The organism is Streptomyces sp. NPDC050625 (genome assembly GCF_040654755.1).
In the GTDB taxonomy this organism is placed as follows: domain Bacteria; phylum Actinomycetota; class Actinomycetes; order Streptomycetales; family Streptomycetaceae; genus Streptomyces.
In genome coordinates this window covers 312,918-337,157 of sequence record NZ_JBFAIQ010000006.1, presented here as the reverse complement: position 1 = coordinate 337,157, position 24,240 = coordinate 312,918, and the positions used below count along the sequence as shown (strand labels likewise).

Annotated in this window: 19 protein-coding genes and 1 tRNA gene; 4 read left to right on the top strand and 16 right to left on the bottom strand. The window is 70.8% G+C overall.

What is annotated here, in order from left to right:
• Positions 1–47 precede the first annotated feature (47 nt).
• From pdxT to pgsA, 6 genes are all read right to left on the bottom strand, one after another.
• Positions 48–653, bottom strand: coding sequence for a pyridoxal 5'-phosphate synthase glutaminase subunit PdxT (gene pdxT, locus AB0I54_RS17250; RefSeq protein WP_363296810.1), 606 nt, complete (start codon positions 651–653; stop codon positions 48–50).
• Positions 654–673: 20 nt separating this feature from the next.
• Positions 674–1,579: a pyridoxal 5'-phosphate synthase lyase subunit PdxS gene (gene pdxS, locus AB0I54_RS17245; RefSeq protein WP_363296809.1), complete on the bottom strand. Its 906-nt coding sequence runs from the start codon at positions 1,577–1,579 to the stop codon at positions 674–676.
• Between the two features lie 126 nt (positions 1,580–1,705).
• The gene (locus AB0I54_RS17240) at positions 1,706–2,248 is read right to left on the bottom strand and encodes a hypothetical protein (RefSeq protein WP_363296808.1); all 543 of its coding nucleotides are present in this window, start codon (positions 2,246–2,248) and stop codon (positions 1,706–1,708) included.
• 685 nt (positions 2,249–2,933) lie between these two features.
• Complete coding sequence (locus tag AB0I54_RS17235; RefSeq protein ID WP_363296807.1) at positions 2,934–4,094, bottom strand: glycosyltransferase family 4 protein; 1,161 nt, start codon at positions 4,092–4,094, stop codon at positions 2,934–2,936.
• The gene (locus AB0I54_RS17230) at positions 4,091–4,999 is read right to left on the bottom strand and encodes a phosphatidylinositol mannoside acyltransferase (protein ID WP_363296806.1); all 909 of its coding nucleotides are present in this window, start codon (positions 4,997–4,999) and stop codon (positions 4,091–4,093) included. Before AB0I54_RS17230 ends, AB0I54_RS17235 begins: the two co-directional genes overlap by 4 nt.
• Positions 4,996–5,679 (bottom strand): phosphatidylinositol phosphate synthase, encoded by a 684-nt coding sequence (gene pgsA, locus AB0I54_RS17225; protein WP_363296805.1) that lies wholly within the window; start codon positions 5,677–5,679, stop codon positions 4,996–4,998. Before pgsA ends, AB0I54_RS17230 begins: the two co-directional genes overlap by 4 nt.
• Before the next feature lie 284 nt (positions 5,680–5,963).
• Here pgsA and AB0I54_RS17220 point away from each other — a divergent pair, with 284 nt between their 5' ends.
• Complete coding sequence (locus AB0I54_RS17220) at positions 5,964–8,162, top strand: elongation factor G-like protein EF-G2 (RefSeq protein ID WP_363296804.1); 2,199 nt, start codon at positions 5,964–5,966, stop codon at positions 8,160–8,162.
• Between the two features lie 217 nt (positions 8,163–8,379).
• Positions 8,380–10,026: a hypothetical protein gene (locus tag AB0I54_RS17215; RefSeq protein WP_363296803.1), complete on the top strand. Its 1,647-nt coding sequence runs from the start codon at positions 8,380–8,382 to the stop codon at positions 10,024–10,026.
• Positions 10,027–10,205: 179 nt separating this feature from the next.
• On the opposite strand, the gene AB0I54_RS17210 is transcribed toward AB0I54_RS17215, so the two are convergent.
• From AB0I54_RS17210 to AB0I54_RS17195, 4 genes are all read right to left on the bottom strand, one after another.
• Complete coding sequence (locus AB0I54_RS17210; protein WP_363296802.1) at positions 10,206–10,766, bottom strand: HIT domain-containing protein; 561 nt, start codon at positions 10,764–10,766, stop codon at positions 10,206–10,208.
• A 103-nt stretch (positions 10,767–10,869) separates the two neighbouring features.
• Positions 10,870–12,846, bottom strand: coding sequence for a threonine--tRNA ligase (gene thrS, locus AB0I54_RS17205; protein ID WP_363296801.1), 1,977 nt, complete (start codon positions 12,844–12,846; stop codon positions 10,870–10,872).
• Between the two features lie 144 nt (positions 12,847–12,990).
• Complete coding sequence (locus tag AB0I54_RS17200; RefSeq protein WP_363296800.1) at positions 12,991–14,226, bottom strand: hypothetical protein; 1,236 nt, start codon at positions 14,224–14,226, stop codon at positions 12,991–12,993.
• Positions 14,223–14,789: a DUF4365 domain-containing protein gene (locus AB0I54_RS17195; protein WP_316755150.1), complete on the bottom strand. Its 567-nt coding sequence runs from the start codon at positions 14,787–14,789 to the stop codon at positions 14,223–14,225. The genes AB0I54_RS17200 and AB0I54_RS17195 overlap by 4 nt, the downstream gene beginning before the upstream one ends.
• Before the next feature lie 168 nt (positions 14,790–14,957).
• On the opposite strand from AB0I54_RS17195, the gene AB0I54_RS17190 reads away from it, so the two are divergent.
• A complete protein-coding gene (locus tag AB0I54_RS17190; RefSeq protein WP_363296799.1) occupies positions 14,958–15,683 on the top strand; it encodes a 3'-5' exonuclease in 726 nt (241 codons plus the stop codon).
• Positions 15,684–15,816: 133 nt separating this feature from the next.
• Here AB0I54_RS17190 and AB0I54_RS17185 read toward each other — a convergent pair.
• A tRNA-Val gene (locus tag AB0I54_RS17185) sits at positions 15,817–15,888 on the bottom strand.
• Positions 15,889–15,927: 39 nt separating this feature from the next.
• Positions 15,928–16,374, bottom strand: coding sequence for an SRPBCC family protein (locus AB0I54_RS17180; protein ID WP_363296798.1), 447 nt, complete (start codon positions 16,372–16,374; stop codon positions 15,928–15,930).
• A gap of 102 nt (positions 16,375–16,476) precedes the next feature.
• Here AB0I54_RS17180 and AB0I54_RS17175 point away from each other — a divergent pair, with 102 nt between their 5' ends.
• On the top strand, positions 16,477–18,885 hold the full coding sequence (locus AB0I54_RS17175; RefSeq protein WP_363296797.1) for a hypothetical protein: 2,409 nt from the start codon (positions 16,477–16,479) through the stop codon (positions 18,883–18,885).
• Between the two features lie 4 nt (positions 18,886–18,889).
• Here AB0I54_RS17175 and AB0I54_RS17170 read toward each other — a convergent pair whose 3' ends face one another.
• The 4 genes from AB0I54_RS17170 to AB0I54_RS17155 all read right to left on the bottom strand — a co-directional run bounded on the left by AB0I54_RS17170 (position 18,890) and on the right by AB0I54_RS17155 (position 24,163).
• The gene (locus tag AB0I54_RS17170; RefSeq protein WP_363296796.1) at positions 18,890–21,628 is read right to left on the bottom strand and encodes a Tat pathway signal sequence domain protein; all 2,739 of its coding nucleotides are present in this window, start codon (positions 21,626–21,628) and stop codon (positions 18,890–18,892) included.
• A gap of 102 nt (positions 21,629–21,730) precedes the next feature.
• Positions 21,731–22,321 carry a hypothetical protein gene (locus AB0I54_RS17165; RefSeq protein WP_363296795.1) on the bottom strand — a complete coding sequence of 197 codons (591 nt, stop codon included), beginning with the start codon at positions 22,319–22,321 and terminating at the stop codon, positions 21,731–21,733.
• A 4-nt stretch (positions 22,322–22,325) separates the two neighbouring features.
• Positions 22,326–23,198, bottom strand: a complete 873-nt coding sequence (locus tag AB0I54_RS17160) for a carbohydrate ABC transporter permease (RefSeq protein ID WP_363296794.1) — start codon at positions 23,196–23,198, stop codon at positions 22,326–22,328.
• Entirely contained in the window at positions 23,195–24,163 is a 969-nt protein-coding gene (locus AB0I54_RS17155) for a sugar ABC transporter permease (RefSeq protein ID WP_363296793.1), read from the bottom strand. Before AB0I54_RS17155 ends, AB0I54_RS17160 begins: the two co-directional genes overlap by 4 nt.
• Between the last annotated feature and the right edge of the window lie 77 nt (positions 24,164–24,240).

Below are 24,240 nucleotides of genomic sequence, written 5' to 3'. Positions count from 1 at the left end.
GCCTGTCTCCTTCGCGTAACCCATCTCTGCAACGAACTCCAGAGATCCTACAAGGACTCCGGCGTCCGGTTGGCGCGCACCATGTCGACGAACAGGGCGTGCACGCGGTGGTCGCCGGTCAGTTCCGGATGGAACGACGTGGCGAGCGCGTTGCCCTGGCGGACCGCCACGATGTGACCGCCGTGCTCGGCGAGCACCTCGACCTCGGCACCCACGGACTCGACCCAGGGGGCACGGATGAAGACGCCCTCTACAGGATCACCCTCGACGCCACGGACGTCGACCGCCGCCTCGAAGGACTCGTTCTGCCGTCCGAAGGCGTTGCGGCGCACGATCATGTCGATGCCGCCGACGGTCTCCTGGCCCGAGCGCGGGTCGAGGATCTTGTCGGCGAGCATGATCATGCCCGCGCAGGTGCCGTAGACCGGCATGCCGTCCCGCACGCGCGCGCGGAGGGGCTCCATCACTCCGAAGAGGATGGCCAGCTTGGAGATGGTGGTGGACTCGCCACCGGGGATGACGAGGCCGTCGACCTCGGCGAGTTCTTCGGGGCGCCGCACCTGCCTGGCCACGGCGTCCGCCGCGGCCAGGGCGATGAGGTGCTCCCGTACGTCGCCCTGGAGGGCCAGGACGCCTATGACAGGAGTGCTCATGGGGTCTCTACCAGGGCCTCTTACCAGCCGCGGTTGGCGTAGCGCTCGGCCTCGGGCAGGGTGTCGCAGTTGATGCCGACCATGGCCTCGCCGAGGTTGCGGGACGCGTCCGCGATGATCTTCGGGTCGTCGTAGAAGGTGGTGGCCTTCACGATGGCGGCGGCGCGCTTGGCGGGGTCGCCGGACTTGAAGATGCCGGAGCCGACGAAGACGCCCTCGGCGCCGAGCTGGCGCATCAGCGCGGCGTCGGCCGGGGTGGCCACGCCACCGGCGGAGAACAGCACGACCGGCAGCTTGCCGAGCTCGGCGACCTCCTTGACGAGCTCGAACGGGGCGCGCAGCTCCTTGGCGGCGGCGTAGATCTCGTTGTTGTCGCAGCCGCGCAGCTTGGCGATCTCGCCCTTGATCTGGCGCAGGTGACGGACCGCCTCGACGACGTTGCCGGTGCCGGCCTCGCCCTTGGAGCGGATCATCGCGGCACCCTCGGCGATACGGCGCAGGGCCTCGCCCAGGTTGGTGGCACCGCAGACGAAGGGGGTCGTGAACGCCCACTTGTCGGAGTGGTTGACCTCGTCGGCCGGGGTGAGGACCTCGGACTCGTCGATGTAGTCGACGCCGAGGGACTGCAGGACCTGGGCCTCGACGAAGTGACCGATGCGGGACTTGGCCATGACCGGGATCGAGACGGCGCTGATGATGCCCTCGATCATGTCCGGGTCGGACATACGGGCCACGCCGCCGTCCTTGCGGATGTCGGCCGGGACCCGCTCCAGGGCCATGACGGCGACAGCGCCCGCGTCCTCGGCGATCTTCGCCTGCTCCGGCGTGACGACGTCCATGATCACGCCGCCCTTGAGCTGCTCGGCCATGCCGCGCTTCACGCGGGCGGTGCCGGTCTCGGGAGCCTGGTTCTCGGTGCTGGACACGGGTGACCTCACTGAAGTGAAAGACAGTTTCTGCTGCAGAGCAGGAAACGTGAGTGGACCAGGCCACAGCAAGGGCCAATGTGAAGGCGGTGGATCCTTTTGGCCTACGATCCCGAGAAATCGCAGCTAGACGGCCCGGTCCACCAGCGCCGCCGGGGGCTCGTCGTCCATCTCGAAGGCCAGCGGGAAGGGGGCGTGGCCGGCCAGCCGGAACCAGCGCACCTTGCGGTGCTCGCGGAGCCGGCGGGCCGCGCCGACGGCGTCGTTGTGGAAGCGGCGGGCCATCGGGACACGTCGCACCGCCTCGGTCAGCTCACGGGCCGCCGCCTCCCCTCCAGGGGCCTCGCGGACCGCCTCGACCTGCTGGGACTCCGCGAAGACCGCGCGCAGCGCCTGGCTCAGTTCGCTCTCGGCGACCTCCCGCTGCTCCTCCTCGGCCTGCCGGGCCGCGTGCGCGGCCTCGTACAGGACGATCGAGGCGGCCGGATCCAGCACGCCGGAGGTCGCCAGCTCCTGGGTCACTGACGCGCGGCGCAGCAGCTGGGCGTCGAGGGCGGCACGGGCGGCGTCGATCCGGGCGTGCAGACGGTCCAGGCGGCCGGCCGTCCAGCTGAGGTAGAGACCGATCACGACAAGGGCGACGAGGATCCAGATGAGGGTTGCGCTCACGGGCGGCAAGGCTACCGGGGCGCTCCGCTGGCTTGGCCGAGTGCCTTGCGGTTGCCGACGCCGCAGTGGCCGCCCGGGGGCTGCCGCCCCCGCTCCCCCGCATCGGCCCGAACGCCCTCGTCCTCAAACGCCGGACGGGCTGAATCTCACCGGCCTCGGCATCAGGCGGTCCGGCTACCGGTGACGCCAACCTCAACGCTCCCGGCCGCGCCCAATACCGCCACCCCGGCCCTCACACCCGCCCAGGGGCTCCCGCCCCCAGACCCCTGCATCGCGGCCCGAGCGGCCTCGTCCTCAAACGCCGGACGGGCTGAATCTCACCGGCCTCGGCATCAGGACCAAGCGGTCCGGTCGGCGGTCACTTCGACCCCACGGCTCCCGGCCGTGTACCCCGCATAGGCCCTGAACAGCGTCGTCCCCAAACGCCGGACGGGGTTGATTTCACCGGCCTCGGCATCAGGACCAGGCGGTCCGGCTACCGGTGACGCCAACCTCAACGCTCCTGGTCGCGCCCGATAGATACCGCCACCCCGGCTCTCACGCCCGCCCAGGGGCTCCCGCATCGGCCCGAACGGGCTCGTCCTCAAACGCCGGACGGGCTGAATCTCACCGACCTGGGCATCAGGACCAAGCCGGTCCGGTCGCCGTGAATATCGCCGACCTCGGCGTCAGGACCCGTGCTGGCTCAGTCCCGGGCCAGGCCCAGGCGGGCTCTCAGGCCCGAGCGTTCGTCCGTGGCTACTGCCGCCGCGCCCGTCGTGACCGTTTCGTAGACCGAGAGGATGTCCGCGCCGACCGTGGACCAGTCGAAGCGGCGTACGTGGACGCTGCCGTGGGCGCGCAGTTCGGCGCGGCGGGCCGGGTCGGCCAGGAGGCGTACGGCCGCGTCGGCCAGGGCGTCCGCGTTCTCGTTGGTGAAGAGTTCTCCGGCCGCGCCCTGGTCCAGGACCTGGGCGAAGGCGTCCAGGTCGGAGGCGAGGACCGGCGCGCCCGCCGACATCGCCTCGACGAGGATGATGCCGAAGCTCTCGCCTCCGGTGTTGGGCGCCACGTAGAGGTCGATGCTGCGCAGGAAGCGTGCCTTGTCCTCGTCGCTGATCATGCCCAGGAACTCGACGCGGGAGCGGAGTTCTGCGGGGAGGGTCTCCACCGCCTCCTCCTCGTCGCCGCGACCGGCTACGAGGAGCCGGGTCTGCGGGCGGGCGGCGAGGATCTTGGGGAGGGCCTTCATCAGTACGGGCAGGCCCTTGCGGGGCTCGTCGATGCGGCCGATGAAGCCGATCGTGTCGCCCTGCCAGGCGGGATTCGGCTCCGCCTTGGCGAAGAAGTCGACGTCGACGCCGTTGGGGATGACCACCGCGTCTCCGCCCAGGTGTTCGACCAGGGTGCGTCGGGCGTACTCGCTCACCGCGATCCGTGCGCTGATCTTCTCCAGCGCGGCCTGCAGGATCGAGTACGCGGCGATCATCGCCCGGGACCGGGGGTTGGAGGTGTGGAACGTCGCGACGATGGGGCCCTGGGCCGCCCAGCAGGTCAGCAGGCCCAGCGAGGGCGACGTCGGCTCGTGGATGTGGACCACGTCGAACTCGCCGTCGTGCAGCCAGCGTCGTACCCGGGCCGCGGAGAGGAAACCGAAGTTCAGCCGGGCCACCGAGCCGTTGTACGGCACGGGCACCGCGCGGCCGGCCGAGACGACGTACGGCGGGAGCGGGGTGTCGTCGTCGGCCGGGGCGAGGACGGACACCTCGTGGCCGAGGCGGATGAAGTACTCCGCCAGGTCGCGGATGTGGAATTGGACGCCACCGGGCACGTCCCAGGAGTACGGGCAGACGATGCCGATCCTCACGGCGTCCCCTTCGCGGGATCGAGATCGGCGAGCCACAGCCGCTGGAGCATGTGCCAGTCCTCCGGATGTTCGGCGATGCCCGTGGCGTAGGCGTCGGCCAGCGCCTGTGTCATGACAGACGTCTTCTCGTCCCGCGTACCTGTCTCGGGTACCTCGATCGGAGGATGGATCCGGCCCTGCATGACGGGCGAGTCGTCGTACCAGAGGGTGACGGGCAGCAGCAGCGCGCCCGTCTGCTGGGCGAGCAGGGCCGGGCCCGCGGGCATCCGTGCCGCCTCGCCGAAGAACTTGACCTCCACGCCGGAGGCGGACAGATCACGGTCGGCGACCAGGCAGATCAGGCCGCCGTCACGCAGCCGCCGGGCCAGCGTGCCGAACGCGGAGCCGCCGCTGTGCGGCAGGACCTCCATGCCGAGGCCCTCGCGATAGGCGACGAAACGGTCGTACAGGGTCTCCGGCTTGAGGCGTTCGGCGACCGTCGTGAAGGGCGTCTCCAGCTTGGTGGTGACCCAGGCGCCCGCGAGGTCCCAGTTGGCCAGGTGCGGCAGCGCGAGGATCACGCCCCGGTCGGAGGCCAGACCGTCGGTCAGGTGGTGGACGTCCTTGCACTCGAAGCCGGTCCTGATCCGCTCCGGGCTCCAGGAGGGCAGCCGGAAGGACTCCATCCAGTAGCGCAGGTACGAGCGCATGCCCGCGCGCGAGAGCTCGGCCAGACGCTCGGGGGTCGCGTCGGGTACCACGCGCGCGTAGTTGCTCTCCAGGCGCTGGACACCCTTGCCCCGCCGCTTCCAGGCGAGGTCGGCGATGCCGTGGCCGAGGCGTACGGCGACCGGCTCGGGGAGCTTCTTGACGGTGCTCCAGCCGAAACCGTACAGCGCGTCGGTCAGCCGCTCCGCGGTGCTCACTTCGCCGCCTCGCTCCCCTGGGACGCGTCGGCGTTGTCGTCGGACGCGGCCGCCTCCGCCTCGGCGGACTCCCTGCGGACCGTGACCACCCGCTGGATCAGGGTGACCAGGCTGCCCACGGCGACGATCCACAGGGCGATCGGCAGCAGCACCTGGATACCGGGAACGCCGAACTTGTGCAGGCCGGCCAGACCGGCGGCGACCAGCGAGATCACCAGCCGCTCGGCCCGCTCCACGAGCCCGTTGACGGCGACCGGCAGGCCGATCGACTCGCCACGGGCCTTGGTGTACGACACCACCTGACCGCTGGCCAGGCAGAAGATCGAGACGGCGCACAGGACGTTGTCGTTGCCGTTTCCGGCATACCACAGCGCGAAGCCGCCGAAGATCGCCCCGTCGGCGACCCGGTCGAGGGTGGAGTCCAGAAAGGCTCCCCAGCGGCTGGAGCGGCCCAGCTGGCGGGCCATGTTCCCGTCGACCAGGTCCGAGAAGACGAACAGCGTGATCACGATCGTGCCCCAGAAGAACTCGCCCCTGGGAAAGAAGACCAGCGCGCCCGCGACCACACCGGCCGTGCCGATGAGCGTCACCGTGTCGGGGCTGACGCCCCTGCGGATGAGAAACGCGGCGAACGGCGTGAGGACACGCGTGAAAAATGCACGCGCGTACTTGTTCAGCATGGCCTTCCCGACGGTCGGTGGCGCCGCGCGTCCCTGATGGTCGCCGGCTGGCCCATCGTAGTCACGCGCGCGTGCGGGTGACCGCCGGGCACCCGGAGCCCGTCTCCGGATCCGGCGGATGGCCCGCAAGTGACGCTGGGCCACGCGATCGGCGTCCGTCGTATGGACGCACCGTGACGGGAGTGGAAAGCTCGAAGGACCGCGGGCGTCATCGGAGCCGCCACCGCACGCGGCCCGGCATGCCCGCGCCCACAGTGACCTCACCGTGCACGGGAGGCAAGGCCATGGGCGACAAGGCACAATCACACCCCGGGGCCGCCGGCAGGGCTACGGCGGCCGACCATCCCGCGTCCCTACGGAATGTGGTGCTGGTCGGCCACTCCGGTTCGGGCAAGACGACTCTGGTGGAGGCTCTCGCGCTGACCGCGGGGGCCGTGAACCGGGCGGGCCGTGTGGAGGACGGCGGCACCGTTTCGGACTACGACGAGATCGAGCACCGGCAGCAGCGCTCCGTGCAGCTCTCTCTCGTGCCCGTCGAATGGGACGGGTTCAAGATCAATCTTCTGGACACCCCCGGATACGCCGACTTCGTCGGAGAGCTGAGGGCCGGTCTGCGAGCGGCGGACGCGGCCCTCTTCGTCGTCTCGGCATCGGACGGCGTGGACGGCTCGACCCGGATGGTGTGGGAGGAGTGCGCGGCGGTCGGCATGCCGCGGGCCATCGTCATCACGCACCTGGAGGCCGCCCGCGCGGACTTCGAGGAGATGACACGGGTGTGCGCGCAGGCGTTCGGCGCGGACGACCCCGACGCCGTACTCCCGCTCTATCTGCCGCTGCACGGCCCGCAGGCACCCGACGGGCACGCGCCCGTGACCGGGCTGATCGGACTGCTGTCGCAGCAGCTGTTCGACTACTCCTCCGGGGAACGCAAGGAGTCCGAACCGGGTCCGGACCAGCTGCCGCAGATCGAGGAGGCGCGCAACCGGCTCATCGAGGGGATCATCTCGGAGAGCGAGGACGAGACCCTCATGGACCGCTACCTCGGCGGGGAGCAGGTCGACATCAAGACATTGATCGAGGACCTGGAGCGGGCCGTGGCCCGCGGGGCCTTCTTCCCGGTCCTGGCCGCCGCCCCCGCGGCCGAGGGCGCCAAGCAGGGCATCGGCACGGTCGAGCTGCTCGAACTGATCAACCGTGGCTTCCCGACCCCGCTGGAACGGGAGGCACCCGGGGTCGCCACGGTCGACGGGAAGTCGCGCGAGCTGAAGGCGTGCGATCCGGGCGGGCCACTGGTCGCGGAGGTCGTGAAGACCTCGTCCGACCCGTACGTCGGCCGGGTCTCCCTGGTCCGGCTGTTCTCCGGCACGCTGCGCCCCGACGAGACGGTGCACGTCTCCGGGCACGGGCTCGCCGACCGCGGGCACGAGGACCACGACGTCGACGAGCGGATCGGCGCCCTGTCGACGCCGTTCGGCAAGCAGCAGCGGCCGGTGACGCACGCCGTCGCGGGCGACCTTGTGTGCGTGGCGAAGCTGAGCCGTGCCGAGACCGGGGACACGCTCTCGGCCAAGGACGACCCACTGCTCATGGAGCCGTGGCAGATGCCCGACCCGCTGCTGCCGCTGGCCATCCACGCGCACAGCAAGCCGGACGAGGACAAGCTCTCGCAGGGGCTGAGCAGGCTGGTCGCCGAGGACCCGACGATGCGCCTGGAACAGAACCAGGACACCCACCAGGTGGTGCTGTGGTGCCTGGGCGAGGCCCACGCGGACGTCGCCCTGGAACGGCTGCGCAGCCGCTACGGCGTCCAGGTCGACGTCGTACCGCACAAGGTTTCCCTCCGGGAGACGTTCGGGAGCAGGTCCGCGGGACGCGGACGGCATGTGAAGCAGTCCGGCGGGCACGGGCAGTACGCCATCTGCGAGATCGAGGTCGAGCCGCTGCCCGGAGGCTCGGGCATCGTGTTCGTGGACAAGGTGGTGGGCGGAGCCGTGCCCCGGCAGTTCATCCCGTCGGTGGAGAAGGGGGTACGGGCCCAGGCGGCCAAGGGGGTCGCGGCCGGCTATCCCCTGGTCGACGTGCGGATCACGCTGCTCGACGGCAAGGCCCACTCGGTGGACTCCTCCGACGCCGCCTTCCAGACGGCCGGCGCGCTCGCGCTGCGCGAGGCCGCGGCGGACGCCAAGATCCATCTGCTGGAGCCGGTGGCCGAGGTGAGCGTGCTGGTCGGCGACGACTACGTGGGCGCCGTGATGAGCGACCTGTCGGGCCGGCGCGGCCGGGTGCTCGGCACCGAGCAGGTGGGCTCCGGGCGCACGCTCGTACGGGCCGAGGTGCCCGAGTTCGAGATCGGCCGGTACGCCGTCGACCTGCGGTCCCTCTCGCACGGCACCGCCCGCTTCAGTCGCGCGTACGCGCGGCACGAGCCGATGCCGCCCCAGGTTGCCGAAAAGATCCGCGAACAGGCCAAGGAGGCTTCGTAGTCGAAGATCCCGGAGGGCACCGCACATCCTTCCGGAACGTCATCCTCCGTACGGGCGGGCGGCTTTGGCCGTCCGCCTACGGATGTCAGTGCCTGCGGATACGCTGATCACCTGATCCCGTCATGCCGGATCAGGACGATGACCTGTTCAACAGGTGTGCGGGGCAAGGAAGTCGGGAAGGCCGCAGAAGCGACACCGGCGGCGATCGGGGGCGGGAATGTCGATTGGAACCGAGTGGGACGGGCCACAGGTGCCCATCTCCGGCGGTGAGAGCCAGGCGGCCACCTTCGCGCTGGCCTCGGCCGCCTACCGGGACAGTCCGTTCGACGAGATCAAGAAGGCCGACAACGAATGGCACAAGTCGACCGTCAAGACCGGCCGGATCGCGCTGTTCCGGCCGAATCTGGGCGAGGCCTTCTCCCGGGCCGTGGTCGACCGCATGCTCCGTTCCGGCCGCGCGCCGCTCATCCAGTCCTTCGGGATGGATCCCCAGGTCGTCGTGGAGCACAGCCTCGCGGCCAACAACATCCGCAAGGCGCGTGACAACCGCCTGAGCACCGTCATGGTGCTGTGCGGCCTGCTGTTCCTGCCCGGACTGCTGTTGTGGCTGCTGGTCTTCCAGCTCCGCACGTTCGTCGCCAAGCGCGACGACAAGCGGGCCGGGGCGCTCGCCACCACGCTGCTCGTCGCGGTGGGCGCGGTCGCCGCGATCTTCCTGGTCCGCATGCCGTTCACCGGGTTCTGGGCCTGGTACGCGCGCGGGTGCGTCGTCGCCCCGGTGCTGGGCTGGTTCTGGGCCAAGCAGATCTGCGAGCGCACGGCGCAGGACCTGCGCGGACGCTGGGACGGCCTGCTCTCCGGCAGCAGCGTCGGCGCGAAGATCCCCGAAACGGTGCCGAGCAGCCCCGGTGAGACCGCGGCCGAGCAACTGCGCCAGTCCCTCGCCCGGCTGAGCGCCGAGCAGCGGTCCAACTCCGTCTTCTACGCCGGACCCAAGGGCATACTCGGCATGGGCACGCGCTGGGGTTCCTGGCAGCTCGCCGAGGACCTGCTGCCGGCCGATCCCACCCGGGAGATCCACCCGTTCCGCAGCTGGGACGTCATACGGTCCATCCACGACCAGCTGCGCATGCTGGAGCGCGGCCCGCTGAACACCGGCGGCTTCCCCAAGCCGTCCATCAAGCACTGGATCGTCACGCCCATCGGCGAGAACGCGGAAGCGGTGTCCCGGCCGGAGGGCACGGACGTCGAGGCGTACTCGGTCAAGACCCACGCGATACAGGACATCTGCAACAAACAGCAGTTCGGCAGCGGCGACCGGCACTACCTGGGCGTGCAGTGGACGCTGTGGGACGGGCAGCTGGTGCTCACCATGCTGATCACGGTGACCGTGCTGCACCAGACGCTGCGCATCGAGGTGACCGGGCATGCGCTGGGGCCGGTGCACTCGCTGTTCACCACGAAGCCCGCGGCGCCGACCAAGGAGGTCGCCAAGTCCTTCAAGCCGTGGGAGAACCGGACGATCAAGCTCCCGCTGGTCGGCACGGACGAGGTGGTACGGCTCGCCGCGCGGGCGCCGCTGACCTGGTATCCGCCGCTGCTCAACTGGCTCGGCGGCTCGCTGGGCCTGCCCGAGCCGTTCGGTCTGCGCCACGCGTGGGCGGACCGGCCGTGGCGGCACCGCTTCATGGCCGACGATGCGCTGCGCGCGGCCACGCCGGTGCTGCGGGTGGTGCACTCGGCGGCGATCCGGGTACTGGAGGAGAACGGCGTCGACACGGAGAAGTTCGGCACGCGCTCGGCGTTTCTCAGCACGGCTGTACAGGATCCGGCGCCGAAGAAGGCCGACCTCTACGACGCGTAGGCCTCCGGCGGTTCGGCCGGGTTCCGTGCGGGTGGGTGGGGGTTCCCCTCTCCTGGGGGCTGCCGCCCCCCGACCCCCGCTTCGACCTGGACGGCCTCGTCCTCAAAAGCCGGACGGGCTGAGATGTGCGGGCCGGGCCGCGATGTACCGGTCGGCCGCCGAAGAGCCGGAAGCGTCACTCACGTCGTCGGCCAGGACTCCGCCAGCATCTTCCTCGTGTCGGCCAGCAGCTGCGGCAGCACCTTGGTGTGGCCCACCACCGGCATGAAGTTCGTGTCGCCGCCCCAGCGGGGGACGATGTGCTGGTGGAGGTGGGCCGCGATGCCCGCGCCGGCGACGGTGCCCTGGTTCATACCGATGTTGAAGCCATGGGCGCCGGAGGCGGTGCGCAGGGCCGTCATGGCCTGCTTGGTCAGCTCGGCCAGCTCGGCGGTCTCCGGGCCGGTCAGATCCGTGTAGTCGGCGACGTGGCGGTACGGCACCGTCATCAGGTGGCCGCCGTTGTACGGGTAGAGGTTCAGCACCGCGTAGACGTGGTCGCCACGGCGGACGATCAGACCGTCCTCGTCGGACTTGGCCGGGATCGAGCAGAAGGGGCAGCCGTCGTCGGCACCCGGGCCGCTCGGCTTGTTCTCGCCCTGGATGTAGGCCATCCGGTGGGGCGTCCACAGGCGCTGGAACGCGTCCTGCGTCCCCACTCCGATCTGCTGCTCCGGCTCACTCGTCATGCTACGCAGCATATGGCTTCGCCCGTTCGTGGCGTGTCGCCGGGGCGTCCCGGGACGGGGAAGGGCAGGGCCCCGGGGATGTCGTCCATCCGCCGGGGCTCCGGGGCGAGCAGGGTCAGACCTGCGTCCGGTCCTGCACCACCTTCGCGATCTTGGCGATGGCCTCGTCGAACGGGATGCCGTTCTCCTGCGAGCCGTCGCGGTAGCGGAAGGAGACCGAGCCGGCCGCCATGTCGTCGTCGCCCGCGATGACCATGAAGGGCACCTTCTGCTTCTGGGCGTTGCGGATCTTCTTCTGCATACGGTCGGAGGAGGCGTCCACCTCCACGCGCAGGCCCTGCTTCTTCGCCGCCGCGGCGAACTTCCGCAGGTAGTCGACGTGCGCGTCACCGATCGGGATGCCGATCGCCTGGACCGGGGCCAGCCACGCCGGGAAGGCGCCGGCGTAGTGCTCCAGGAGCACCGCGAAGAAGCGCTCGATCGAGCCGAACAGGGCCCGGTGGATCATGACCGGACGCTGCTTGGAGCCGTCGGCGGCCGTGTACTCCAGGTCGAAGCGCTCCGGCAGGTTGAAGTCGAGCTGGATGGTCGACATCTGCCAGGTGCGGCCGATCGCGTCCTTGGCCTGGACGGAGATCTTCGGGCCGTAGAAGGCGGCGCCGCCCGGGTCGGGGACCAGCGGCAGGCCCTGCTTCTCGGCGACCTGGCGGAGGGTCTCGGTGGCCTCCTCCCAGACCTCGTCGGAGCCGACGAACTTCTCCGGGTCCTTGGTGGACAGCTCCAGGTAGAAGTCGGTCAGGCCGTAGTCGCGGAGCAGGCCGAGGACGAAGGTGAGCGTCTTGTCGAGCTCGTCCGACATCTGCTCACGGGTGCAGTAGATGTGCGCGTCGTCCTGGGTGAAGCCGCGGGCCCGGGTCAGACCGTGCACGACGCCCGACTTCTCGTACCGGTACACGGTCCCGAACTCGAAGAGGCGCAGCGGCAGTTCACGGTACGAGCGGCCGCGCGCGTCGAAGATCAGGTTGTGCATCGGGCAGTTCATGGGCTTGAGGTAGTAGTCCACGCCCTCGTCGAGCTGCATGGGCGGGTACATGCCCTCGGCGTACCAGTCGAGGTGGCCCGACGTCTCGAAGAGCTTCCCCTTGGTCGCGTGCGGGGTGTAGACGAACTCGTAGCCCTCTTCCTCGTGGCGGCGCCGCGAGTAGTCCTCCATCGTACGGCGGACGATGCCGCCCTTGGGGTGGAAGACGGCCAGGCCGGAGCCGATCTGCTCCGGGATGGAGAACAGGTCGAGCTCGTTGCCCAGCTTGCGGTGGTCGCGCTTCTCGGCCTCGGCGAGGAAGTCGAGGTACGCCTTCAGCTCGTCCTTGGACGGCCAGGCGGTGCCGTAGATGCGCTGGAGCATCGGGTTCTTCTCGCTGCCGCGCCAGTAGGCGGCCGCGTTGCGCATCAGCTTGAACGCCGGGATCAGCCGGGTGGAGGGCAGGTGAGGACCGCGGCAGAGGTCCTTCCAGCACAGCTCGCCGGTCTTGGCGTCCAGGTTGTCGTAGATCGTCAGCTCGCCGGCGCCGACCTCGACGTCCGCGCCGTCCTCGGAGGAGGCGGAGCCCTTGAGGCCGATCAGTTCCAGCTTGTACGGCTCGGCGGCTAGCTCCTCGCGGGCGGCCTCGTCGGTGACCACACGGCGGGAGAACTTCTGGCCCCGCTTCTGGATCTCCTGCATCTTCTTCTCGACGGCCTTGAGATCCTCGGGCGTGAACGGCTTCTCGACGTCGAAGTCGTAGTAGAAGCCGTCCTTGACCGGCGGGCCGATGCCCAGCTTGGCCTCAGGGAAGATCTCCTGCACGGCCTGGGCCATGACGTGTGCGGTGGAGTGGCGCAGGATGTTCAGGCCGTCCTCGGAGGAGATCTCGACGCCCTCGACGGCCTCGCCGTCCTTGAGTTCGTAGGTGAGGTCCTTGAGCTCGCCGCCCACGCGCGCCGCGATGATCGAGCGCTCGCCGGCGAAGAGGTCGGCGGCCGTAGTGCCCGTCGTCACCACGCGTTCTTCCCGCTCGGAATCGCGTTGGATGATCACACGGACGTCTGACACCGGTCTCTCCTGACTGCAGGTGGGGTGCGGCGCCATACCGGGAGCGCGCGCAATAGGGGATCGTACCGACCCGGACCGGCCGACCGCGAAACGGTCACCCACAGTCCCCGGCCGGTCGCAACCCCTAGCCCGTCGCGGCCGCCCTCAGTCGCAGTCCTCCCCGCTGCACGCCTCCTCGAAGAAATCGAGATTCTCCTGGAGCGACTTCAGCAGCCGGTCCCGCTCGGCCTCGTCCACCTGCACCGGTACGACCCCACAGGCCCCGGTCAGCCGCCGGAAGCCGCCGCGGCTCTCCAGCCGCCCGTGCACCCGCACCGGCAGTCCGACGAGGTGGGCGTGTCCGGCTGTCCGGTAGTCCTCCTCGTCCAGCGTCACCCGCAGATACGGGACCTCGGCACCCGCGAGCACCCGCAGCCGTACGCTGCCCTCGCCGCGCGGCCCCGACCGGCGCATCCGGACGACGGAACCGGTGATCCGCACCGGCACGGACGGTTCGTCGCGCAGATAGCGGGCGCCCGCCTCGCGCAGGACGGGCAGGTCGCCGGGTGAGAACTCGACCGGTTCGGCGGACGCCGCGCAGTCCTCGGGGACACCCGCGGCCGGCGCCCACTCGACGGCGATCCGGGCTCCCTCGGTGCCGCGCACCAGGGCGACGAGGGATTCGGTGAGCTCCCGGCTGACGCCGGCCTCGACCGCGCCGTCGAAGGCGTCCATGCCGCCGGTGGCCCGCTGGTAGTCGATGGCCTCGCGGATGGCGTAAAGGGCCTGCTGGAGGCGCACGGCGAGCGGGCGAGCGGCGGCCACGGGGGCGAAGGCGGTGAGCCTGCGGCCACCGGTCGCCGAGCCGACCAGGACGTTCTCCAGCATCACGGCCGCCGCCCTGCGGTGCCGGGCGCCGTAGTAGCCCGCACGCGCGCGTGTGGCGAGCGCGGCCGCGAGCAGCATCTGCCGGGCGGCCGTGCGCAGCTGTTCCTCGACCGTCCAGGGGGCGGTGTCCACCGGTCCGGACGGTACGTCCCGCCACCAGCGGATCTCGTCGCTGGGCACGGCGAGTCCCACGAGGACCTCGCGCGCCGAGGGATTGCCGCTGCGGGACAGGGCGACCAGGGCCTCGCCGAGCAGGTCGTCGCTGTCGGGGAAGGCCCGGCTCTCGGGCACCAGCAGGCTGGTCCCGCCGCCGCCCGGCCCGGGCGGGGTCCAGCGGCCGTAGCGCCCGGGGGCGCCGCCGCGCCGTTGCCAGCCGTGCCGGTGCAGCAGGGCGCCGAGCACGGCGGGGTCGACGTCGGCGGGGTCGGGGGAACGGTTCCAGTGGGCGGCGTCCCCGGTGACGGGATGCGGCCTGCCTTCCCGCAGGGGCTCGTCGTACGGACGGTCCCTCATGGTCTGCCTCCCGTCCCGACCCGCGTCATGATCTCGCACAGCGCCCGGTCGTCGAAGATGCGCGAGGTCGGGATCCGCACGGTGGTCCGGTGCCGGCCGGTGATCGGGTGGCCGGCCAGGTTGACCCAGTAGCAGCAGTGCCGCAGGTCGAGCCGGTCGTGGCTGGCGCGCAGCCAGTCGTCCTGGGAGCGCGGCACCAGCATCACGACGAGGATCTTGTGCACCGAGACCGGGGTGCGGGCGAGCTTGCGCAGATGGTCGTTGTCGAGCGTGAAGGAGAAGAAGCGGCCCGGCGGGTTCGGCGCGATCTGGTACGTGCACTTCAGCTGCACCTTGATGGTCACCTCGTCGTCGACGGTGTGGCCGGGCGAGCCGTGGCTGACGTGCCAGTCGATGCCGTTGTCCGGGAACGGCTGCGACAGCGAGCAGCCGGCCGCCGCGGCGACCGCGTGCAGATAACCGACCTGCAGTGTCTCCATGCAGGCGGTGGTGGCGAGTGTGCCGCGATGGGGTGCCGTCCGTTCGGGCAGCAGCCCGCCCCGCTCGGGCTGCGCTATCACCATGACCAACAGCCTTCCAAGCCAAGTGTTTCCCCGCTGCGGGCCGCTGAACTGCAAAGACCCGCACTCCTGTTGTGTCCTTCCGGCGTACGGCGCAAACAGCCCGGGTATCACCAAACAGGCAGAAGACGGGACGTCAGCTGCCGTGGGTGAACGAGGAGTTGTGTTGCGATGACGTGCTGGTACGAGGGGCCGCTGGCCGCCTTCGACACGGAGACCACGGGCGTGGACGTCGAGACCGACCGGATCGTGTCGGCCGCCGTCGTGGTCCAGGACGCCCCGGGCACCCGGCCCCGGGTGACCCGTTGGCTGGTCAACCCGGGTGTTCCGGTGCCGGAGGCGGCGACGGCGGTGCACGGGCTGACGGAGGAACATCTGCAGCGCAACGGCCGCTGGCCGGCGCCGGTGATGTTCGAGATAGCGGAGGAGCTGGCCGAGCACGCGACCATGCACCGCCCGCTGGTGGTGATGAACGCGCCGTTCGATCTGACGCTCCTGGACCGCGAGTTGCGCCGCCATCGCGCGTCGTCGCTCGACCGCTGGTTCGAGTCGTCACCGCTGCTGGTGCTCGATCCGCGGGTCCTGGACAAGCACCTCGACCGCTACCGCAAGGGCCGCCGCACGCTGACGGACCTGTGCGCGCACTACGGCGTCGTGCTGGAGGGCGCGCACGACGCGGGCGCGGACGCGCTGGCGGCGCTGGAGGTCGTACGGGCGCTCGGGCGGCGCTTCGCGACCCGGCTGGAGCGCCTGTCCCCCGCCGAACTGCACACCCTGCAGACCACCTGGCACGCGGCTCAGGCCCGCGGCCTGCAGGCCTGGTTCGCACGCAGCGGCTCGGACGAGGCGGTGAGCACGGACTGGCCGCTGCGACCGGAGCTGCCGGCGGCGGCGTAGCGTCGGGGTCGCCGAAGTCGTAGTCGATGACCTCGGTGACACGGATGCTGCCGTCGGCGGCGACCTCGAGGTATCCCGGTGGCGGGTAAACAAGAAGAGCCGGTCCGCAAGTTGTGGACCGGCTCTCTCCCGGTGGGCGATACTGGGTTCGAACCAGTGACCTCTTCGGTGTGAACGAAGCGCTCTCCCACTGAGCTAATCGCCCGGGAACGCACTGAACAATACAGGTCCGGGCGTGATTCCTTCAAACCGCTTCGAGGTACGCGGCCAGGCCGCGCCGCCCGGCCCGCATCATCAGCCGGTGGTTGGCGCGGAAGAACGGGCGTCCGGGCACGGCCAGTCGCCGCAGCAGGGGCTTGCCGACGTCGACCACCTGGTCGAAGCGGGCGAGGGTGCCGGAGCCGTCGGGGGTGACGGTCCAGCGGGCCCAGCCGTCCATGTCACCGGACAGCGCCGTCTCCAGGACCCCGGCGGCCGGGTCGCGGCGTACCTCGCGCGCGGTGAAGGTCAGGTCGTACGGGAGGAAGGCGCGGACGGTGAACAGGCCCGTGGTGTCGTCGAGACGGTGCACCGAGCGCACCTGGGGCCACCAGCGCGGGTAGTCCTCGGGACGCTCCAGGGCTCCGTAGACGACGTCGGCCGACGCGGTCAGGTTCCACAGGCTGAGGAAGCGGTAGTGGGTCCAGTCCATGGGCGGAGTCTGCCCGTACCCAGTGCCGCACACCGGGATCTGAGTACGTTCTGAGTACGCACACTCATGTCGGGTGACGTGACGTGGACCACACTCCAGGGCATGACGTACCCTCTGCCCCCGGTCGAGGAGCTGCGGCTCATCGATGCGGAGCTGTGGCAACTCGACGCCCGTCGGGCCCAGTTGCTGTCCCGCCGCGCCCGGCTGGTCGCCGCCCTGCACCGTCCGATGCCGCCGATGCCCCTCGCGCCGCCGCGCCCCGAGGCCTCCGCGCCGCGCGTGCAGAACGTGCTGCTCGTGCTCGGCGGTGTGCTCCTCACCATCGCGGCGGTGGCGTTCACGCTGGTCAGCTGGGGGCATCTGGGCATCGCCGGGCGGGCCCTGGTGCTCGGCGCGGTCACCCTGGCCGCGCTCGCGGCGCCGGTGGCGCTGCTGAAGCGGGGGCTCGGATCCACGGCCGAGTCGGTGGCGGGTCTGGGTCTCGCGCTGACCGTGCTCGACGCGTACGCGCTGCACGAGGTGGCGTTCACCGGCACGGGCGGCACGGCATACGCGGCGCTCGCCGCGGCGGCACTGGCGGGGCTGTGGGCGGCGTACGGGCTGCTGCCGCCGACGGCACCGCTGCGCTCGCCCGTCCCCGCCGCGCTGCTCTCGGCCCAACTCCCGCTGCTCCTGTGGGCGCTGGCCGTGGGCGGGGGCCCGTACCGCATCGCGTCGGCGCTCCTGGCGACGGCCGGGTTCGACACGGTCGTGGCACTCGTGGGCACCGCCGGGGCCGTCCGCCTCGTCGCCGCCCTCGGCGCGTGCGGCACGGGCGCCCTGGGCGCATGGACGGCCGGCTGGCTCTCCTGGGACGCAGCCGGCCCGAGCGCCGCCGCCCGTGCGGCGGCGCTCCTCGCCCTCGCGGCGGTGATCGCGCTCGGCGCCGCATGGCGCCTGGAGCAGCCGGTCACCGCCGCGGGTGGCGCTGTGGCGGGTGGTCTGCTGCTGGTGACGGCGTTCGGCGGCCTCCTGCGCGTGACGCTGCCGGACGACTGGACGGTGCCCGGCCATCTGGCCTTGGGCGTCGCCCTGCTGGCGGCCGTACGAGCTCCGCTCCCCGAGCCCGTACGCCGTGGTCTTGTGCTGGCCTCGGGCGGTGTCCAGGCCCTGGCGCTGCTGTGGACCGTCCCGTTGGTCGCCGTCACCCTCGTGGGTCCCGTCGCCTGGGCGACGCGCGTCTGGTCCGGCGCCCCGTCCGACGCGCGCGCCACGGTGACGGCCGACGCGCCGTGGCCGCCGCACGCGGTGGCGGTGCCGGTCGTCCTCGCGGTCGTCACCGCCGTACTGCTGTCGGCGGTCCGCGACACGACCTGGCGCCCACGGGCCCTCGTCGGCGCCCTGACCCTGGCGTGGGCCACCGCTCTGGTCCTCCCCGCGGTGCTCGAACTGCCGTATGCCGCCGGGCTGTCGGTGCAGGGGGTCACGACGGCGGCAGCGCTGCTGGTGGCCGGGTTCATACGCCGCCACGCCCCCGCGCAGGAGCCCGACCGCCCGAGCGCGCAGTCGACCACCTACCTGCCCGCGCGGGTGACCGCCCTGGTCCTCGCGCTCCTCGCCGCCCTCTCGCTCTCCTTCGGCGCGCTCGCGTCGCGGACGGCGACCTTGACCGTGCTCTGTGCCCTGACGGCGCTGTTCGCGGGGGCATCCCTCCTCTCGCGTCTCGCCCCGTTCACGGCCCCCGCCGCGCTCACCCACGCCACCGCGCTCGCCGTCGCCGCGGGCGCCGCCGCCGACTGGCCGCCGTCGCACACGGCCCTGCTCGTGCTGGCGGTCCCGGTGGCCGCGGCGCTCCTCGCCGCACGTCTCGGCGACTCCCCGGCGACCGTCCCGATGGAGGTGACAGGAGCGGCGGCCGGGCTGCTCGCGACCGGGCTGGCCCTCGCCGACCCGCCGATGCTGGCCCTGGTGCTCGGCCTGTCCGCAGTGATCACCGCGGGCGTGGCGATCCGCCCCGACCGGCGCCCCGTCGGCTATGCGTCCGCGGCCCTGTTCGCCCTGGCCGCCTGGGTGCGGCTGGCGTCCTGGGGTGTCGAGGCCCCCGAGGCGTACACGCTCCCGGTCACCGTCCCGGCGCTGTTCCTCGGCGTACTGCGCAGGCGGCACGATCCGCGGACCTCGTCCTGGACGGCGTACGGCCCCGGACTCGGCGCCACCTTGCTGCCGAGCCTCGCCGCCGCCTGGGGCGACCCGCACTGGACCCGTCCCCTGCTGCTGGGCACGGCGGCGCTCCTGCTCACCCTGCTGGGCGCCCGGCACCGGCTGCAGGCGCCGCTCGTGCTCGGCGGCGCGGTGCTCACCCTGGTCGCGCTGCACGAACTCGCCCCGTATCTCGTGCAGATGGCCGACGCGCTGCCCCGCTGGGTGCCTCCCGCCCTCGCCGGACTGCTCCTGCTCGCGCTCGGGGCGACGTACGAGCGGCGCATCCGGGACGTCCGGCGGGTGCGGGAGGTCCTGGGGAGGATGAACTGAGCGGCTACGACGGCATCTTGTCGCCGAGCAGCGCCAGGTTCTCGATGGCGGCGAGGCCGTAGAGCGCGGTGTCGTTCGAGGACACCCAGCTCGCCTCGCCGCCCTCGACCAGCGTGGCCGGGCCGGTCAGCCGCTCCGTCCTCCACGGCGAGGACTCCGCGTAGCCGTCGGAGCTGTAGAACTTCGTCCAGGCGCGCTTGGCGAGCGTCGCGTCGCCGGTCTGCAGGGCGGCGTAGGCGTCGAGGCGCGAATGGCCCTGGAAGAGCAGCAGGGTGCCGAAGTTGGAGCCGTAACGGGCGGTCTGCTCGGCCTTGGTGGCGTTGAAGTAGCGGCAGTAGTCGAGGTAGGCCTCCTTGAACCGCGGCATGTCGACGAGGTGGATGAGCTCGGCGCACAGTTCGTTGAGGCCGAAGACGGCGGAGAGGTGGGACACCGAGACCACGGGCGTGTCGGCGACGGCGAACCTGCCGGTGTCGAGGTCGTACAGACCGCTGCCCTGCACGAAGCCGTTGGGCTGAGCGGCGATGGTCTCCATGGTGGACAGCACGCGCGCCTTGGCCTTCTCCCACTTGGGGCCCTTGCGCTCCCACTCGGTGAGCCAGGCCGACACCAGTCCGCTCCAGTCGGTGCCGAAGCCGATCGACAGGGCGTGCCGGTCGGGTGTGTACGGCTCGGTGCGGATCTTGCGGATCGGGTCGAGGACGAGGAACGTCTCGTCGGAGTCGACATTGGCGTGCATGAGGTCGCCGACGCGCTCGTCGGCGGTGAGGAAGTAGTAGTAGCGCCGGTAGGTGGTGTTGGCGATGCGCTGCTGCTTGGCGCTGTCGGCGAAGTGCTGCACGCCGTGTCGGGTACCGAGTCCGGCCCATTTGCCCAGGTGGTAGACGTCGACCTCGCCGGTGTGCCGGGTCATGGCCTCGGCGAAGCGGAAGATGTCGGCGCGGCCGGAGCGGAGATAGGCGAACCAGAGCCACAGGTCGGGCGACAGCTCGGAGTTGTCCCAGGCGTAGCCGCCGACGTCGTACCGCCACTGGTGCCGGACCGTGTCATAGGTGTGCATGATGTCGCCGTAGTCCCAGAAGCCGTACCAACGGCGCATCTCCACCTGGTCCTTGTAGTAGGTGAAGAGGAAGTCGAGGTGGTCCTCGATCTTCGCCTTGGCGGCCGTCGAGCGGTCGGGCTCGGAGTAGAGGCCGGGGCCGAAGACCTTGGCCTTGATCAGCTGCTTGGGCGGGGCGGCGAGCTGCGGCAGGACGCGGACCGCGGCGACCTGGTCGGCGAGGGTCTGCGGGGCCGGGGTGGACTCGTTGGCCCAGAAGAAGAGTTCGGAGGTGCGGGCGATGCCGTAGGGGGTGCCGAACTCGGGCTCGTAGTCCTCGTAGGTGATGTTGAGGCCCTCCAGCTGCTCGGGGTAGGTGTCCTGGCCCATGCCGTCGTGGTAGAAGCGCAGGTCCATGGGCTGTGCCTCGGGCGACCAGAGCCAGAGGGTGACGGTCGCCGCGTCGGTGTGGGCGTCGCGGATGTCGAGCTGGGCGGGGAACTTCTCCCAGAAGTCCCTGAGCCCGAAGGAGAATCCGCCGCTCGCCCCGCCCACATACCCGAACCCGGAGGCCCGCCCGCCACCGCCGGCGGCGATCCAGCCGTACCCCTTCCTCGTCCGCTTGCGGACGGTGAAGCCGTCGGCGGAGAGCTGGGAGAGGGTGTAGTCGCCCCACTGCGGGATGTACTGGAGCCGGCTCGTGACGCGCTGGTCCCAGGTGGCGGGATCGGGCAGCTTCCGGCCCGCGTACTGGGCCGCCTGCACGGCCGCCCCCGGGTCGCGGCGCAGCCCGGTGATGCCCTGGACGGCCTCCCGCAGCAGGCCCGTTCCCTCGCCGCCGATGCGGATGTGCCGGTCGTAGGCGGCGTCCCGCATGGGCACGGTGAAGCGGACACCGAGCCCGCGGACGAAGTCGCCGCTCGCCTTCCCCGGCTCCTGCGTCCCGTCGTAGGTGATCGTGTGCACCATGCGGAAGGAGTCGGCTCCCGCGTAGAAGTAGAGCCTGATCGAGAACGGCAGCCAACTGCGGTCGCCCTTGCGGTGCTTGCCGTCGATGCGGACCACGGCACGGACCGGTCCGTCCTGCTCGACGGTGACCGAAGCGATCGCGCCGTCGAAGCGCTCGGTCTTCACCGTGCCCTGGTCCTCGTCCTCGATCTCCGGCTGGCGGAGGAGGACGAGTCGGCCGTTCCTGGCGATCTCCGTCGAGCCGCGGGTGACCGACTTGACGAGCGTGGCACCGGACGTGCCGATCCGGACGGTGATGACGCCGGTCGACACATCGACGGTCCCGCCGCTCCTGTCGACGGTCACCTTCTTGTCGGGGGACTGCGGTGTGCCCGCCGCGAGGGTGAGCTTTCCGCTGCCCGAGGAGACCGCGTGCGCGGTCCACTTGAGGGAGCCGTCGGGCCAGTGGGCGATCGGCCAGGACTGCACGGGCACGGCCCTGCCGTCCGCGTCCGTCAGCGCGAAGGTCTGGTCCTCCTGGTACGCGCCCATCGGCCAGGGCACGCCGACGGTGGAGCCGGGGGCCGCGCCGAGGCCGCCGTCCTCCAGCCAGTCGAGGGTCACCGGGTCCGCGTCGGCGGCCTGGGTTGTCGGCGCGGCCTGGGCGTCCTTCGACCCCAGTGCCCAGCTGAACTGGGCGGCGGCTCCGGCGACGGCCGCCGCCTTGAGGAGGGATCTGCGGGGAATGGAAGACATGTCGGATTCAGCCTTTCCTATCCGTGCGAATGCAAGGTGGTCAGGGGCATGACAGTGCGGGGTACGGCGCCGAGGCACCGACCCTGATCGAGGAGCCGCCGCTCAGCGGCGCCGGTACCGCTCCTCCACGGCGACGGCCGCCGCCGCGACGGCCCCCAGCACGGGGACCGCCAGCGGCGCGATGAGCAGCGCGGAGCAGACGACGAGCACAGCTCCGCCGACGAGCAGGAAGGATCCGGCGGGGTCGAGCACGGTACGACGGCCCGCGTCCGCGAGCAGCGCGCGCCAGGTGTCCCCCGGCGCCCAGACCGCGGCCGCGCGCAGCCCGGCGACGGCGAGGCCGATCACCGCGGACATCCCCGCGGCCCCGACGAGCGGCCCACCCGGCAGCCCGGCACGCACGGCCTGGACGTCCACCCACGCTGCGGCCACCGCACCCCACCCGAGGGCGCCGACGACCCAGCCACCGCGCAGGGCGGCCCGGAAGTCCCCGACGAACTCCCGCCACCCCCCGCGCTCATGGGCCGTACGCCGCCGCAGATGCCGGGCGCCGGCCGCGAAGGCCGCCGGCCAGGTGACGACCCCCAGCGAGGCCACGGCGATCCACACGCCCGTGAGCAGACACTCGGCGAAGACGGCGAACCTCTCCGCGAACACCGACTCGCGCCGCGCCCTCACCCGTACGTCGGCCACGGCCTCAGCCCTTCAGTCCGGAGGTCGCCATCCCGTCGATCAGATACCGCTGGAAGGCAAGGAAGAACAGCAGCACGGGCAGTAGCGCGACCAGCGACATGGCGATCATGCCGCCGTAGTTGGCGGCCACGCCGTCGGAGTCTCGGAACATCATCAGCCCCAGGGAGACGGTGTACTTGCCGGGCTCGTTGAGGTAGATCAGCGGGCCCATGAAGTCGTTCCAGGCGTTGATGAAGGTGAAGATCGCGCTGGTGATGAGCGCGGGCCGGCACAGCGGCAGCACGATCGACCAGTAGATGCGCAGATGACCGCAGCCGTCCAGCCGGGCGGCCTCGTCCAGCTCACGGGGCAGGTTCCGCATGAACTGAACCATGAGGAAGACGAAGAAGGCCTCCGTGGCGAGGTACTTGCCGATGAGCAGCGGAGCGTAGGTATTGATCCAGTGCAGCTTCTGGAACATCACGTACTGCGGGATCAGGAGCACGTGGTACGGCAGCAGCAGCGTGCCGATCATGAGCGAGAAGAGCAGGTTCCGGCCGGCGAACCTGATGCGGGCGAAGGCGTACGCGGTCAGCGAGCAGGAGATCAGGATGCCGACGACGGAACCGACCGCGTAGAAGAGGGAGTTCTGGAAGAACGTCCAGATGGCGATGTCGGCTATGCCGTCCGCGAGGCCCTTGAAGTTCCCGAGGACCGGGTGGCCCGGGAACAGCTGGAGGCTGTTGATGATGTCCTTGCTGGGCTTGAACGAGGCGCCGACGACCCAGACGACCGGGTAGAGGATGACGGCGAGGATCAGCAGGGCGCCCAGGTGCCAGCCGAGCGAGCCGGTCCGCCGACGGCCCGCTCCCGTCGCCTTCGTCGTCATGACACTCATCGGGCCTCCTCCTCGTAGTGCACCCACTTCTTCTGGGACCAGAAGAGGACGGCCGTCACCAGCGCCACGGCGAGCAGCAGCATCCAGGCCATCGCCGCGGCGAAGCCCATCTGGGAGTTCTTGAAGCCCTGCTGGTAGAGGTAGCAGGTGTAGACGAGCGTGGCGTCCGCGGGCCCGCAGTAGGTGTTGGAGACGACGTACGCCGACCCGAAGATCTGGAACGAGTGGATGGTCTCCAGGAGCACGTTGAAGAACAGCACCGGGGAGATCATCGGCAGGGTGATGTTCCAGAACTTCCTCAGCGGCCCCGCGCCGTCCATCTCGGCTGCCTCGTAGAGCTCCCTGGGCACCTGTTTGAGCCCGGCCAGGAAGATCACCATCGGCGCCCCGAACTGCCAGACGGTGAGCGCCACCAGGGAGTACAGGACCCAGTCGGCGTTGCCGACCCAGCCGCCGACGTGGAAGCCGAGGAAGGACTGCGTACGGTCCACGACGGCACCGTCGGAGAAGATCGACCGCCAGACGAAGCCGACCGACACGCTCGCGCCGATGAGCGACGGCGCGTAGAAGGCGGCCCGGTAGAAGGCCTGGCCACGGCGGCTCTGCGCGAGCAACAGGGCGACGCCGAGGGCGAGCAGCAGCTTCAGCGGAGTGCCGATGACCACGTACTTGGCCGTCACCTCGACCGACTTCTGCCACCGGGGGTCGTCGAACATCTTGGTGAAGTTGTCGAACCCGACCCACTTCGGGGTGTTGAAGAGGTTGTAGTCCGTGAAGGCGAAGTAGAGCGAGGCGACCATCGGGCCCGCGGTCAGCAGCACGAAGCCCGCGATCCACGGGGACATGAACAGATAGCCGGCGAGGTTCTCCCGGCGGCCCCGCCGCCCCCTGGCCGTGGGGGCGGCGGAGCGGGCCTTCCGGGTGGCGGGCACGGATTCCTTGACGAGCGTCACGGAGGTTCCCATCGGACTTGTCAGGCTGATCGGGCGGTCGGACTGATCGGGCTTGTCATGCTGATCGGGCTGATCGGGCTTGCCGGCCT